Source organism: Rhodococcus antarcticus, assembly GCF_026153295.1.
Classification (GTDB): Bacteria; Actinomycetota; Actinomycetes; order Mycobacteriales; family Mycobacteriaceae; genus Rhodococcus_D; species Rhodococcus_D antarcticus.
Genome location: NZ_CP110615.1, coordinates 2,872,030 through 2,886,025 on the forward strand (window position 1 = coordinate 2,872,030; position 13,996 = coordinate 2,886,025).

Annotated in this window: 13 protein-coding genes; 5 read left to right on the forward strand and 8 right to left on the reverse strand. The window is 74.9% G+C overall.

What is annotated here, in order from left to right; translation table 11 throughout:
- Positions 1-114 precede the first annotated feature (114 nt).
- A complete protein-coding gene (locus RHODO2019_RS14015; RefSeq protein ID WP_265382367.1) occupies positions 115-402 on the forward strand; it encodes a DUF2530 domain-containing protein in 288 nt (95 codons plus the stop codon).
- Here the strand turns inward: RHODO2019_RS14015 and RHODO2019_RS14020 are convergent.
- The 3 genes from RHODO2019_RS14020 to RHODO2019_RS14030 form a co-directional block, all read right to left on the reverse strand.
- Positions 395-1,165, reverse strand: coding sequence for a phosphatase PAP2 family protein (locus RHODO2019_RS14020; protein WP_265382368.1), 771 nt, complete (start codon positions 1,163-1,165; stop codon positions 395-397). The genes RHODO2019_RS14015 and RHODO2019_RS14020 overlap by 8 nt on opposite strands.
- Positions 1,162-3,855 (reverse strand): sacsin N-terminal ATP-binding-like domain-containing protein, encoded by a 2,694-nt coding sequence (locus tag RHODO2019_RS14025; RefSeq protein WP_435532225.1) that lies wholly within the window; start codon positions 3,853-3,855, stop codon positions 1,162-1,164. Before RHODO2019_RS14025 ends, RHODO2019_RS14020 begins: the two co-directional genes overlap by 4 nt.
- Before the next feature lie 89 nt (positions 3,856-3,944).
- Positions 3,945-4,904: a DUF3027 domain-containing protein gene (locus tag RHODO2019_RS14030; protein WP_265382370.1), complete on the reverse strand. Its 960-nt coding sequence runs from the start codon at positions 4,902-4,904 to the stop codon at positions 3,945-3,947.
- Between the two features lie 60 nt (positions 4,905-4,964).
- Here RHODO2019_RS14030 and RHODO2019_RS14035 point away from each other — a divergent pair, with 60 nt between their 5' ends.
- The 3 genes from RHODO2019_RS14035 (at position 4,965) to RHODO2019_RS14045 (ending at position 8,044) form a co-directional block, all read left to right on the forward strand.
- Positions 4,965-5,768, forward strand: a complete 804-nt coding sequence (locus tag RHODO2019_RS14035) for a glutaminyl-peptide cyclotransferase (protein WP_265382371.1) — start codon at positions 4,965-4,967, stop codon at positions 5,766-5,768.
- Between the two features lie 206 nt (positions 5,769-5,974).
- Positions 5,975-7,474 (forward strand): MFS transporter, encoded by a 1,500-nt coding sequence (locus RHODO2019_RS14040; protein WP_435532226.1) that lies wholly within the window; start codon positions 5,975-5,977, stop codon positions 7,472-7,474.
- An 87-nt stretch (positions 7,475-7,561) separates the two neighbouring features.
- Complete coding sequence (locus tag RHODO2019_RS14045; RefSeq protein WP_265382373.1) at positions 7,562-8,044, forward strand: DUF2771 family protein; 483 nt, start codon at positions 7,562-7,564, stop codon at positions 8,042-8,044.
- A gap of 9 nt (positions 8,045-8,053) precedes the next feature.
- Here the strand turns inward: RHODO2019_RS14045 and RHODO2019_RS14050 are convergent, their stop codons facing one another.
- Positions 8,054-8,473, reverse strand: coding sequence for a cold-shock protein (locus RHODO2019_RS14050; protein WP_265384787.1), 420 nt, complete (start codon positions 8,471-8,473; stop codon positions 8,054-8,056).
- A 113-nt stretch (positions 8,474-8,586) separates the two neighbouring features.
- On the opposite strand from RHODO2019_RS14050, the gene RHODO2019_RS14055 reads away from it, so the two are divergent.
- Entirely contained in the window at positions 8,587-8,883 is a 297-nt protein-coding gene (locus tag RHODO2019_RS14055) for a hypothetical protein (RefSeq protein WP_265382374.1), read from the forward strand.
- Positions 8,884-8,887: 4 nt separating this feature from the next.
- Here RHODO2019_RS14055 and RHODO2019_RS14060 read toward each other — a convergent pair whose 3' ends face one another.
- The 4 genes from RHODO2019_RS14060 to RHODO2019_RS14075 all read right to left on the reverse strand — a co-directional run bounded on the left by RHODO2019_RS14060 (position 8,888) and on the right by RHODO2019_RS14075 (position 13,996).
- A complete protein-coding gene (locus tag RHODO2019_RS14060; protein ID WP_265382375.1) occupies positions 8,888-10,507 on the reverse strand; it encodes an AMP-binding protein in 1,620 nt (539 codons plus the stop codon).
- 108 nt (positions 10,508-10,615) lie between these two features.
- On the reverse strand, positions 10,616-11,500 hold the full coding sequence (locus RHODO2019_RS14065; RefSeq protein WP_265382376.1) for an isocitrate lyase/PEP mutase family protein: 885 nt from the start codon (positions 11,498-11,500) through the stop codon (positions 10,616-10,618).
- Positions 11,493-12,116: an isochorismatase family protein gene (locus tag RHODO2019_RS14070; RefSeq protein WP_290428874.1), complete on the reverse strand. Its 624-nt coding sequence runs from the start codon at positions 12,114-12,116 to the stop codon at positions 11,493-11,495. Before RHODO2019_RS14070 ends, RHODO2019_RS14065 begins: the two co-directional genes overlap by 8 nt.
- Before the next feature lie 11 nt (positions 12,117-12,127).
- The gene (locus RHODO2019_RS14075; protein ID WP_265382377.1) at positions 12,128-13,996 is read right to left on the reverse strand and encodes a hydantoinase B/oxoprolinase family protein; all 1,869 of its coding nucleotides are present in this window, start codon (positions 13,994-13,996) and stop codon (positions 12,128-12,130) included.

Below are 13,996 nucleotides of genomic sequence, written 5' to 3' on the forward strand. Positions count from 1 at the left end.
GGCTGCGCCCCTCGTGCGTGATTGCTGGACCCGGGCGGCGAGGTTTCCTTCACACAAGGAGGGCACCACGGACGGTGCAGCGTAGCCAGCGGCGGGCGGCGCTACCCTGCGGCGGTGACCGAGCCCACCGTCCCGTCCCCCGACCAGGGGCCGCCCAGGGTGCCGGCGCTGCCGTCCGCGCTGGCCGACCCGCGCCCGGTGATGGCCGTGGGCACGGCGCTGTGGGCGGTGGTGCTCGTGGTGGTGGCCGTGCGGTCGCTGCTGGGCACCGACGGGCTGGGCACCACGGTCGCGACGTGCGCCGTGGGGGTGGCCCTGGGTGCGATCGGCTACGGGATCTTCTTCTGGCAGCGCCGCACGGTGCACGGCGGCAGCGGGCGGGGCCAGCAGGGCATCAGCTGACCGGCGCCCGCACCCGGAGCCGCAGGAGCACCGCTGCGACCAGGCACACCGTCGCCCACGTGCCCCCGACGAGCCAGCCGCCGAGCACGTCGGTCACCCAGTGCACGCCGAGGTAGACCCGCGACACCCCCACGCCGAGCACGAGCAGCGCGGCCACCGAGGCGGCCGGCAGCCGCACCCACCGCCGCGCTGAGCACCGCCACACCAGCGACACCAGGGTGAGCGCGAGGACGATCGTGCCCAGGGCGTGGCCGGAGGGGAACGAGAGCGTCCCCTCGACGGCCAGCCGGGTGGTCTCGGGTGGGCGCTGCCGGCCCACCGCCGCCTTGCCCACCGCCACCAGCGTCCCCGCGCCGACCTGGGCGAGCGCGACCTGCCCCGCGCTGACCCACCGCCGCGCGAGCAGCAGGCCGACCACCACGACGATCGTGGTCGTGGCCACCACCGCCGTGTCGCCGAGGGTGGTGACGGCGGCGAAGAACGTGCTCCACGCCGGCGTCCGGTGCTCGACGACCCAGCCGAGGGTCGGCCGGTCGAGCCCGGCGACCCCACCGCCGTCGAGCACGTCGTCCAGCACGAGCGCGCCGAGCAGGGTCAGCAGCAGCACCAGCAGCCCGCCGACGGCCAGCACCCGCCAGGCGGCTGAACCCCGCAACGCCCACGCCGAGCCCCCGCGCCCCAGGGCCCTGCGCACCAGGGCCCCGCGCCCCAGGGCCCCGCGCCCCAGGGCCCTGCGCACCAGGGCCCTGCGCACCAGGTTCACCGACGGACCCCCACCACGTGCAGCAGCGCGGGCAGCAGACCGGCGGGCCCGGCGTGCACCGCGGAGCCGTCCACCCACCAGTCCACCGTCCGGACACCACCGTCGAGCTCGACCTGCAGCTCGGCGTGGCGCTGCGGTCCGCCCCCGGGCACGGCCACCCCCAGCTGGGCGCAGGCCAGCACCACCGCGGGCTCCGCGGCCCAGGCCACGGTCGTTCCGGTCCCGACCACGCGGGCGTGCGGCTCGTCAGAGGTGAGCCCGAGGTCGAGCAGCTCGGCCAGCGCGTCGGCCCCCGCCCCGAGCGCCCCCAGCACCAGCCGCGCGGGCGGGAGCACCTGGGCCCGCCAGGGCTCGTCGACCACGAGAGCGGTCGCGGCGTCCACGACGCTGCCGTCGACGGCGCGGACCCGCTCGGGAACGTCCAGGTCCTCGACGTCGAGGGCGTCGCGGGTGAGGGCGTCGGCCAGCGCCGCGTGGGTGCCGGCGACGACCGCCGCCACCGGGTGCCGGGTGGGATCGGCGAGCCGCTCGAGCAGCAGCTCCGCCAGCGCGGGGTCGGACACGTCCTCACCCGCCAGCAGGGCCGGGTCCACCGCGGCACCCGGCAGGGGGTCGAGCAGCCCCTCGAAGGTGGTGGCCGTCGGCGCGCGCCAGTGCCCCAGCGGCGACGAGGACACCACGGCGTGCCGGCGCAGCCACCACGCGGTGTGCCCGCCGGGCTCCCGCACCGCGGCCAGGGTCGACGGCTCGGCGTGCAGCAGGGCCAGCGCCTGCGGCCACGCGGCCGGGTCGACGAGCTCGAGGTCGCGGACGGCGTGCACCCGGTGCGGGGCCGGGCTCGTCGCCCGCCACCACGCGTCCTCGTCGTCGAGGTCGTGGTCGGGCCCGCCCGCGTCCTCGTCGACCACGACGGTGAACCCCCAGCCGACGCCGGCCGCCCGGAGCACGTCCGCCCCGTGCCGGGCGACGACGTCGGCGGACACGGTCGCGAAGGGGGCGCCGGCGGCGAGCAGCGCGGCCAGCGGCGCCCCCGGCAGCAGGAGCTCGTCGGCCGCGCGGAGCTCGGGGTCCACCCCGTCGTCGGGCAGCAGCAGGCCCCCGAGCCACGGTTGCTCCCCCGGCCGCTCGCCCGCGGTGGCGACCAGGGCGAGCACCGCATCGGCGAGCTCACCGGCAGCGACCACGTCGGCACCGTCGAGGACGGCCACCGCGTCGGCGAGCAGCGGGTCGGCCAGCAGCTCGGCGGCACCCAGCTCCCGCGCACCCAGCCGGGCCAGCAGCGGGTGCGCGGCCCCGGGGTGCACCACGCGAAGCCCCGGCACCACGGCGTCCGCGGCGTCGACCAGCACCGCCGTCCGGGGACCCAGCACCGTCCGGCCGTCCACCAGCGGCACCGGGAGGCCCGCGAGCTCGGCCAGGGCGGCGCGGTCGTGCACCAGCGGATCGAGGGCGGCGTAGAGGTCGCGCCACCACGCGGGGTCGCGGGCGAGCCCGGCCACGGCGTCGGCCACCGCGGCGAGGCCGACCCCGGCGACCCCGACGGCCGCGAGCGCCGCAGCGTGCTCCGGCTCGGAGAACACGGGCACCAGCAGGCCCGGCAGCACCTCGGCGAGCAGCCACGCGAGCGCGGGGCTCGCCGGGTCCAGCACCACGGCCTCGCGCGGGCGCACGTCCGGCCCCGCCACCCCGGGCAGCCACGGGCGCTCCGCCAGCGCGGCGAGCACCTGGATCCGCAGCGCCTCGTCAACCTCGCTGCGCGGGAACCCCGGCCGTGGCACCAGCCGGGTCCGCTGCTCCGGGCCGAGCGCGGCCACCAGCAGCGGGTAGCCGTCCGCCAGCCCGTCCAGCGATGCCCCGGGCAGCAGCCGGCGGCGGTCCGGGGCGAGATCGACGTCCGCGACGAGCACGGCGGGCAGGGAGAGCTCCTCGTCGGTCCGGGTCGGCGCCCTGAGCACGTCGCCGGCGCTCGGCACCACCTCACCGTGGACGAGCTCGACGAGCCACCGGGCCCGGCCGTCGGTGCGCTGCCACCAGGTGCGGCCGTCCACCTGCAGCTCGACCAGCCCGGGGACCAGCGCGCGCTCGGTCCGCTCGAACCTCCGGTCGCCCACCGTGATCGCGCCCAGCCCCGACAGCTCGAGCAGCAGCTCCGACGCCCGTCCGGCGAGGACGGCGAGCAGGCCCTCGCCGTCCACCCCGACCCGCAGCGGGAGGACCACCTCGGTGTCGGTCCCGGCGGGGGGCAGCTCGTCGTCGTCCCAGACCAGGCGCAGCACGGGCACCGGCCCGTCCACGCCGAGCTCGGCGCGCGTGCGGTCGGCCGAGAAGGCCACCGACCCGGTCCGGGAGAGCACCCGCGGGGCGTCGGTGAGGGAGAGCACGGCGGTGAACCCCACCCCGAAGCGGCCGACCCCGTCGGTCTTGCCCGAGGCCCGCAGCGCCGAGAGGGCGTGCACACCCCGGGTGTCCAGCCCGGCCCCGGTGTTGGCCACGCGCAGCGCACCGTCGACGAGGCGGACGGTCAGCTCCCCGAGCACACCGGCCCGGCTCGCGGCGTCGGCGGCGTTCTGCGCGAGCTCGGTGAGCACCCGGTCCCGGTACCCGCCGTGGACCAGGTCGGTCTCGGTGGCGGTGTCCTCGCGCAGCCGGGTGGGCGAGGATCGCCAGGTCTGCAGCGTGGACGCCCGCAGCGCCGCGGTCCCGAACACGTCGGCGCCCGTGACGTCGGCGCCGGCCCCGTCAGCACCGGAAGGACCCTCGCCGGCCACGCCGGGCGTGCTCACTCCGCGCGGCTGGGCTCGTCCGGCTCGATCGGGGTGGCGGGGTCCAGCGGTGCCCCGGGCTCGGCCGGGGTGGGGGTGCCCTGCGGGCTGATCTCCGCCGGTGCCGGGTCGGGCTGGACCTCGGGCGATCCCGACGGGACCACCTCCGGGGCCTGCGCGGGGATCGGCTCGCCCGGCACGGTCTCGGTCGCCGGCACCTCGGCCCGCACGACCGCGACGATGTCCAGCAGGTCGTCGTCGTGGGAGAGCTCGGAGACGGGCGTGGCGGCCAGCTCGGCGACCACCGTGTCCGAGTGCGCCCCGCAGCCGTGCTCGGCGTGCACCACCCGGCCGTCGGCGGACATCTCGTTGCCGCACACCCCGAAGGCCGCGCGCAGCGAGCCGCCCAGCGGGAGGTAGAAGCCGCACGTGCCGCAGTGCTGCTCGGCCGCCACCGCGACCGGCGCCCCGGGGCCGCCGTCACCGGAGAACCAGCGGTCGGCGGCGTCGAGGCGACCCTCACGGCTCATCACCTGGCGGCGGCCGAGGCCCACCTGCAGGGCGACCTCCTCGACGGCCGGGTCGTCGCTGGCGAGGTAGCCCGGGACCAGGCGCGGGTCGTCGGCCGGCGGGGGGAGCAGGTCGCCGGGACCGAGGTCGCCGGCGCGCACGCGCTCCTCCCAGGGCAGCCAGCCGGGCGAGACCAGCGCGTCGGCCCCCGGCAGCAGCACGACCTCGCTCACCGTGGCCCGCTCGTCCTCCGGGCAGGCGGCCACCACCACCGACCACTCCCACCCGTGGTAGCCGGCGAGCTCGGCGGCGAAGCGGTGGGTGGCCGAGTCCCCGTCCTCGTCGCGCACGCCCAGGTGCGCCCCGACCGCGCCCTCGCCCAGGTCTACGGCCGCGGCACGGGCCAGGTCGACGGCTCCGGCCAGGACGGGACGAACGACGGTCTCAGCGACGGGAAGGGTGCTCACCGCGCTGATTGTGCCGCATCCCAGGACAGCTGCGGCGCGGCGGACGGGCACACTGGGTCCGTGCGGACCGCCCGGGTGCTCGTCACCAGCCTCGTGCTGGTGGGTCTGTCCGCCTGCGGGAGCCAGGACCCGGCCGCCGTGCTCACGGCCTCCTCGTCCGACCCGGGCATCGAGCAGCTCCGGGTGGAGGTCGTCAGCACCTCAGTGCACGACGCCACGGCCTTCACCCAGGGCCTGGAGGTGGACGACGGGCAGCTCTACGAGGGCACCGGCCTGGAGGGGCGCTCCTCGGTCCGGCGCACCGACCTCGCCACCGGGACGGTGCAGGCCCGCCAGGAGCTCGCGCCGGACGTCTTCGGCGAGGGCGTGACCCTGGCCGGCGACCGGCTCTGGCAGCTCACCTGGAAGAACGGGGCGGCCATCGCGCGGGACCCGCAGACCCTGGCCGAGACGGGCCGGGCGGCGTACGACGGCGAGGGCTGGGGCCTGTGCGCGCAGCCCGACCGGCTCGTCATGAGCAACGGCAGCGCCACCCTGACCTTCCGGGACCGCACCACCTTCGCCGTGCTGGGCACCGTGGACGTCACCGCGGCCGGCACCCCGCTGACCGAGATCAACGAGCTGGAGTGCACGCCGGACGGGCAGGTGTGGGCCAACGTGTGGAAGACCGACCAGATCGTGCGCATCGACCCCGGCGCCGGACACGTGACCGCCGTGGTCGACGCCACCGGCCTGCTCACCCCCGAGCAGGCCGGCTCCGCGGACGTCCTCAACGGCATCGCCGCGCTGCCGGGCACCGACGAGTTCCTCGTCACCGGAAAGCTGTGGCCGACGGTGTTCACCGTCCGGTTCGTCCCCGCGTGACGCGTCCGCCCGGCCGTGGTGCGGGCCACCGAGACCCATCTGCGGCAGGATCGTTCCCCGTGGACACCCCCGAGCAGCGGCCAGGCGCACCGCGCCCCGGGCCCGTCCGCACGGGGGCGCAGGGGGCGCAGGCCGGACGGGGCAGTGGCGTGCCGTTTGCGCTGCCGCACGTCCCCGCCGCCGACGCCTCGCCGGAGACGGTCCAGCTGCCCGCCCACGAGCAGCCCACGCGCATCCTGCGCAGCCAGCCGGAGCCCGGTGGCGCCCCCCCGGGCCGCGCGGTGCTGCCGCCTCTCGGCCCGCCCCCGGTGCCGGTGGAGCCGTCCGGCCGCCGCCCCGAGCTGCCGCGCAAGATCACGGTGACCAGGGTCGCCGCCATGCGCAGCCGCCAGATCACCCGCAACGGCATCGAGTCCTTCCACCGGGCGGCCTCCGCCGACGGGGCGGACAAGTCGGGCCTGACCCGTCTGACCTACGCCGTGATGGCCAACTACGCCGCGGACGCAGCCCTGGCCGTGGCGCTGGCGAACACCCTGTTCTTCGCCGCAGCCACCGCGGAGAGCCGGTCCAACGTCGCGCTGTACCTGCTCATCACGGTCGCCCCGTTCGCCGTGATCGCCCCCGTCATCGGGCCGCTGCTGGACCGGGTGCAGCGCGGGCGGCGGTGGGCGCTGGCGGGCTCCTTCGCGGTGCGGGCCGTCCTCGCCGTGGTCATGGCCCTGAACTTCGACACCTGGCTGCTCTACCCGTGCGCGCTGGGGATCCTGGTGCTGAGCAAGTCGTTCGGAGTGCTCAAGGCGGCCGTCACCCCCAGGGTGCTGCCCACCGGGCTGAACCTCGTGCGGACGAACTCGCGCCTGACGGTGTTCGGGCTGGTGGCCAGCGGGGTCGTCGGCACCCTGGCCTCCGGCGTGACCCTGCTGGCGGGCTCGGCCGGGGCGCTGCTGTTCACCGCGCTGGTCATGCTGGCCGGGGGATGGCTGTGCCTGCGCATCCCGTCCTGGGTGGAGGTGACCGAGGGTGAGGTGCCCACCACGCTGCTGTACACGCAGTCCGCGGACCAGCCGGCGACCAGGCGGCGGCAGTCGCTGGGACGCACCGTCCTGACGGGGCTGTGGGGCAACGGCACCATCCGCCTGGTCACCGGCTTCCTCACCCTGTTCGCCGCGTTCGTGGTCAAGGCCCACACCGAGTCGGCGCCGCTGGAGCAGGTGGCCATGCTGGGGCTCGTGGGGGCTGGTGCAGGGCTCGGCAGCTTCGTCGGCAACGCCGCGGGTGCCCGGCTGCAGATGGGCCGTCCGGACGCGGTGGTGCTGCGGTGCGTGGGCGCCGGGCTGGCGGTCTCGGTGGTCGCGGCGCTGCTGCCCGGCATCGCCACCGCGGCGCTCGCCGCCCTGGTCGCGTCCGCGGCCAGCGGGCTCGCCAAGGTCTCTCTCGACGCCACCCTGCAGCGCGACCTCCCGGAGGCCTCCCGCGCCTCGGCGTTCGGCCGGTCCGAGACGGTGCTGCAGGTGTCGTGGGTGTTCGGCGGCGCGCTCGGGGTGCTCCTGCCGCCGATCTACTGGGTCGGGTTCACCGTGGTCTCGGTGCTCGCCGCCGCGGGGCTGGCCCAGTCCATCATCACCAGCCGTGGCGGCTCGCTGCTGCCGGGCCTGGGTGGGGTGCGCCCGCGGCGGCCCGCGCCCAGCCGCCCCCGGGTGCGCTGAGGCGGAGCTGAACCGGGGGCGGCCAGGGGAGCCGAACCGATGGCGACCAGGCGGAGGGCCGGGCGGGTGGAGCCCTACCCTGGTCCGGTGACCCGACCTCGCCTGCGCCGCGCCACCTCGCTCGTCGGAGCGGCCGTGCTCGCCGTGACCCTGTCCGCCTGCGCAACGCAGGGACCACCCGAGGTCACCTTCTACTCCGACCGGACCACCGTGGTCACGGGTCCGCAGGTGCTCTGCTCGCTGGACTTCACCACCTGCACCCAGGGCGAGGCCGCCCAGCTCGACGTGCCGCCGGGTGACGTCCTGCAGGTCTCGCTGCCCTCGGAGATCTTCAACGCGCCGTGGCGGATGCTCACCGCGTACACCGATGCGCAGGGTGGCCAGCAGGTCCGGGACGACTACTACCGTCCCGGCGCGCGCCTCGCCGTGACCGTCGACCTCGGCGACCCTGCGAGCGTGCTCCAGTTCGTGGAGATCCAGCTGCCCTCGGGCGCCACCAACGCCGACGGGACCCCCGTCGCCCGGGGCAGCTGGTCGGTGCAGAACTCCTACGACCCGCACTCCGGCTGAGCCACCTGCCTAGCTGTCGAGCTCGCGGGCCACGGCACGAACCACCTCGGAGATGCGCTGGGACACCTTGCGATCCGGGTACTTCCCGAGCCGGAGGTCCTTCTGCACGGTGGCCTCGAGCAGCGTGATCATGTCCTCGACCATGCCGTGCAGCTCGTCGGGGGTGTGCTTGTGGTGGCCGCCCTGGCCGGTGCGCCCGCGCGGGGCGGAGGCGGCGATCGACGGCGGCGACTCGAGCACCGTCAGGCTCAGCGCCTGCGGTCCGCGCTTGCCCGCGGCCATGCCGAACTCGACCTTCTGGCCCGCCTTGAGCCCCTCGACGCCCGCGGGCAGCGCGGAGGACCGCACGTAGACGTCCTCGCCCTGCTCCTGGGAGAGGAAGCCGAAGCCCTTCTCCACGTCGTACCACTTCACCTTGCCGGTAGGCACGCTGCTCACCCGTCCATCGTCTGTTCGCGTCCATCCCGTGGCGCACCTCGTGCGGCACGACGAACGCGCCCGGCTCGTCGGCCCGGCGCGCACCGACCAGAGTAGCCACCGCCGTGACCACCGGCACGCAGGTCTCGGGCGGGTCCGCCCGTGACCTGCGGACTAGCGTGGTCGCCGTGCCCGACACCCCGCCCCCGGCCCGCCCGACGGCCGCCCCGCGCAGCACCCTCGTCCGTGCCGGTCTCGGGCTGGTCGTCGCCGGGATCGCGGTCGTCGTGGCCGTGTACGTCTACGCCGCGGTCAGCTCGTCGGAGCCGCCCCTGGTGCTGTACCTGATGAGCCTGCTGCTGCCGCTCGGGATGGTCGTGGCCGCCGTCGGGGTCGCGCGGGACTACCGACGCCCCCGCTGATCGGTCAGCCCAGCCCGAGCAGCCCGGTGGACACCTCCCGCATCTCCACCTTGCGGACCTTGCCGGTGACGGTCATCGGGAACTCGTCCACCACGTGCACGTAGCGCGGCACCTTGTAGTGGGCGAGCTTGCCGGCGCAGAACTCCCGCAGCGCCTGCGCGGTCAGCTCGACGGCCCCCTCGCGCAGCTGCACCCACGCCATCAGCTCCTCACCGAACTTCGCGTCCGGCACCCCGATGACCTGGGCGTCGAGGATGTCGGGGTGGGTGTAGAGGAACTCCTCGACCTCGCGGGGGTAGACGTTCTCCCCGCCCCGGATCACCAGGTCCTTGATGCGCCCGGTGATGGAGACGTAGCCGTCGGCGTCCATCGTGGCGAGGTCGCCGGTGTGCATCCACCGCTCGGCGTCCAGGGCCTCGGCCGTCTTCTCCGGCTGGTTCCAGTAGCCCAGCATCACGCTGTAGCCGCGGGTGCAGAGCTCGCCCACCTCGCCCCGGGGCACGGTGTCGCCGGTGACGGGGTCGACCACCTTCACCTCCAGGTGCGGGCCCACCCGCCCGACCGTGGCCACGCGGCGCTGCAGGGAGTCGTCGGAACGGGTCTGCAGGCTGACCGGGGAGGTCTCGGTCATCCCGTAGGCGATGCTCACCTCGTCCATCCCCATCGTGTCCATGACGGTGCGCATGACCTGCTCGGGGCACGGCGACCCGGCCATGATCCCGGTGCGCAGGCTCGAGAGGTCGTAGTCGTCGAAGCCCGGCAGCGCGAGCTCGGCGATGAACATCGTGGGCACGCCGTACAGGCTCGTGCACCGCTGCGACTGCACGGCCTCGAGCGTGGCCGCGGGGTCGAAGCCGGGCGCGGGGATGACCATCGCGGAGCCGTGGGTGGTGCAGGCGAGGTTCCCCATCACCATGCCGAAGCAGTGGTAGAAGGGCACCGGGATGCACACCCTGTCGGCGCAGGTGTAGCCGCAGAGCTCGCCGACGAAGTAGCCGTTGTTGAGGATGTTCGAGTGGCTCAGGGTGGCGCCCTTGGGGAACCCCGTGGTGCCGGAGGTGTACTGCAGGTTCACCGGGTCGTGGGCGTCGAGCCCGCTCGCAACGGCGGCGACGGCCTCGTCGTCGCGCTCACCCTCGGCCAGCGCCGCCCAGCGGTCACCACCGATGATGACGACGTCGGTCAGCGCCTCGCACCGGGGCGCGACCTCGGCGATCATCGCGGCGTAGTCGGAGGTCTTGAACGCCGACGCGGCCACGACCATCCGTATGCCGGCCTGGTTGAGCACGAACTCGAGCTCGTGCACCCGGTAGGCGGGATTCACGGTGACGAGGATGACGCCGATCTCCGCGGTGGCGTACTGGGTCAGCGTCCACTCGGGACAGTTGGGTGCCCAGATGCCGACCCGGTCGCCGGGACGCAGACCCGCCCGCAGCAGCCCCGCCGCGAGCCGACGCACGTCGGCGTGCAGCTCGTCGTAGGTCCACCGTCGGCCCGAGGTGACGTCGACCATGGCGTCCAGCGAGCCGTGCGCCGCGACCGTGGCGGCCAGGTTCGCGCCGATGGTCGTGGTGAGCAGCGCGGGCTCGGACGGCCCCTGGTCGTGGGAGAGCGGCGCGGTCACGGTTCCTCCTGAGGGCACGGGCACCACCTGCGCCCTTGATCACATAGTGCTCACGCCGGCCCGCGCCCGCCACCTCCGGGCGCTGCGGTCGCCGGAGCGGGGTCGAGGTCAGGACCTGAAGCGGGCCTCGGCCGCGCGGATCTCCGGCAGCCCGATCGCGTCCAGGAAGCCGTCGAAGGGCTCCAGGCCGGGTCCGTCGGTGGAGCCCGTGGTGCGCAGCCGTTCCAGCACCCCGCGCATCGCGGCGGTGGCGGCCATCAGGGTGCTCACCGGGAAGATCACCAGGCGGTAGCCGAGCTCCTCCACGCGCTCCAGCGGCACCGGCGCGGTGCGGCCCCCTTCCACCCAGTTGAACAGCAGCGGGGTGCCGTCGAGCTCGGCGGCCACCAGCTCCACGTCGGCGGCGGTGCGCGGGGCCTCGACGAACAGCACGTCCGCCCCGGCGTCGCGGAAGGCCTTGGCCCGCTCGACCGCCGCGGCCGTGCCCTGGGTCTCGGCGACGTCGGTGCGGGCGATGACCACGAGGTCGGGATCCTGGCGGGCGGCCACCGCAGCAGAGATCTTCGCCACCATGTCCGCGGTGGGAACCACCTCCTTGCCGCTCATGTGGCCGCAGCGCTTGGGCGCCACCTGGTCCTCGAGCTGGATCGCCGCCACGCCCGCCTGCTCGTACTCGCGCACGGTGCGGATGACGTTGACGGGGTTGCCGTAGCCGGTGTCGGCGTCGGCGATGAGCGGCACGTCCACCGCCTGCACCATGCGCCGGGCGTTGTCCACCATCTCCGTCTGGGTCAGCAGCCCCACGTCGGGGCGGCCGAGCAGCGTGGCCGAGGTGCCGAACCCGGTCATGTAGACGGCGTCGAAGCCGGCCTGCTCGACGAGCCGGGCGGAGAGGCCGTCGTAGGCCCCGGGGGCCCGCAGCGCCCCCGGTCCGGCGAGCAGCTCGCGCAGGCGGGCACGGGGGTTGGGGCGGGTTCCGAGCAGGTCAGCCACGGGGGTCCTCTCCACGCAGGTGGGTGAGCGCGTCCAGCAGGGACACGACGTCGGCGTACTTGGCGTCCAGGTCGTGCAGGTTGGCCTCGTGCAGGGCGGCCGTGCGGTCGCCGCAGGCCTCGCGCACCACCAGCGGGGCGAACCCGTGCTGCACGGCGTCGGTGGCGCTGGCCCGCACGCACCCGGACGTGGAGAACCCTGCCACCACGACGGTGTCGACCCGCAGCGAGGTGAGGGTGGCGGCCAGGGACGTGCCGAAGAAGGCCGACGCGTGCTGCTTGACCAGGACGGGCTCGTCCGGCCGGGCCTCGAGCTCGGGCGGGACGCCGCCGAGCCCGCCCGGGGCGCCGGCCGCGAACACGGCCAGCGCCGGGACCTTGCGGCCGAAGTGCCCGGCGTCGGCCATCCCCGCGGTGTACCCGACCCGCGTGTGCACCACGGGGATGCACGCACCCCGGGCGGCCTCCAGCAGCTGGGCGCAGGCCGCCACCACGGGCGGCCCGGTGGCCCCCAGGTCCAGCGGGCTCCCCGGGGTGACGTACGCGTTCACCACGTCCACCAGCAGCAGGGCCGGGGCCCGGCCCCAGCCGAGCCGTGCGCCGAAGGGACCGCTCACGTCCGCACCGCTCACGTCCAGACCGGCCGCTTCGGCGCGGGCAGCCCCGTCTCCTCCTCGCAGCGGGCCAGGATCTCCTCGAGCTCGGGCCCGCGGTCGAACACCGGCAGCTCGCCCCGGCCGTCGCGCAGCCGGTCGCGCAGGCTCGCGGTCGCGGCGTCGTCCACCGCGCCGTCGTCGGCCAGCACCACCCCGAACCGCTGCGCCCCGGCCGCGCTGACCAGCCCGCGGCGCACCTCCAGGGCCACCAGCTCCGGCTCCCGCTCGAGCGGGTCGCCCCAGCCCCCGCCGCCCCAGGTGATGAAGTGCAGCAGGTCACCGGCCGCCACGGCGACCCCGTCGCACTTGCTCGGCAGGACCACGGTGGCGCCGTCGGCCCGCTCCAGGACCTTGCGCCCGCGGGCCCCGGGGGTACCGCCGTTGACGCCCCAGGGGTAGGTGAGCCAGCGGTCGTCGTGGATGGTGATGGTGCCCGCCTCCAGGAAGCGGTAGGCCACGTCGACGCCGTTGCCCCCGCGGTGCAGGCCGGCGCCGCCGGTGTCGGGGATGGTCTCCCACGCCTCGATCCGCAGCGGGTAGTAGCTCTCCAGGAACTCGCACGGGATGTTGGTGAAGCTGGGCCACAGCGAGTGCCCGTCCGGTCCGTCACCGAGCGGGCGTCCCGGGATGCCGCCGAAGCCGATGGAGTACAGCTGGAACCACTCGCCCGCCCGGTCACCCCCGCTGTAGCGCCCGGAGTACATGAAGTGCGGCGAGGAGGAGAACCCGGCCGCGTTCAGCAGCGCGGGGTTGGTCTGGCCGAGCAGTCCGCCGAACAGGTCGAAGACCCGGCCGATGCCGTGGTTGCGGGCGTTCAGCGCGGCGGGGTGCTCGGGCTTCCAGAAGGAGCGCTCCGGGATGGTCACCTCGACGAGGGGGTAGAAGCCGTCGTTCCACAGGATCTGCGGGTCGGCCACGGTGATCATGTAGATGCCGAAGAACATCCGGATGAGGTTCTCGTTGATGTAGTAGTTGATCGGCCCCACCGCCTGGGGTGAGGACCCGGTGAAGTCCAGGTGCACCACGTCGCCGGTGCGGGTGAGCGAGAGCACCAGCTCGTAGGGGCCGAAGCCCACGCCGTCGTCGCAGATGTAGTCGGTGAAGCTGAGGGTGCGTCCCTCCTCGAACACCATGTGCAGCAACGCTTTCATGGCGTGGTAGTTGCGGTCGAGGAGGTTGTCCAGCGCGCTGAGGTAGGTCTCGGTGCCGAAGCGGGTGCACATCTCCTGCACCCGGCGCCCCGCGGTGCGGCAGGCGGCGACGAGGCCGTTGAGGTCGGCGCGGTTCCAGTCCGGCACCCGCACCTGGTTGAGGATGATGCGCAGCGCGTCGTCGTTGAGCTGGCCGGCCCGGTAGAGCTTGAAGGGCGGGATGACCACGCCCTCCTCGTAGATCGTGGTCGCGTCGGTGGGCATGGACGACGGGGTCTTGCCACCCACGTCGGACATGTGCCCGAACATCGAGCTCCAGCCCACCAGGTGGCCCTCGTGGAAGATCGGGACGACGACGAGCCAGTCGTTGGCGTGGCTGATCGCCGCCCCGCACGCGTAGGGGTCCGAGGTCAGCAGCACGTCGCCCTCGCCGATCTCCCCGGCGAAGCCCGCCAGGAAGTCGGGGATGGAGAGCCCGAACTGGCCGACGACCATCTTCCCGGCCGGGTCGGCGATGAGCGGGAACTCGTCGTGCTGCTCCCGGATGCCGGGGCTCAGCGCGGTGCGGAAGAGCACCTCGTCCATCTCCTGACGGGCGTTGCGCAGCCCGTTCTCGATGAGGTCCAGGGTCACCGGGTCCACGGGCACCGTGCCCAGGGTGGTGGTGGCGGTCTGCGCGATCGTGGCCAT

Coding starts and splice junctions, on each gene's coding strand:
- RHODO2019_RS14075 (WP_265382377.1), bottom strand. CDS start 13,996: ATGGCCACGATCGCGCAGACCGCCACCACCACCCTGGGCACGGTGCCC.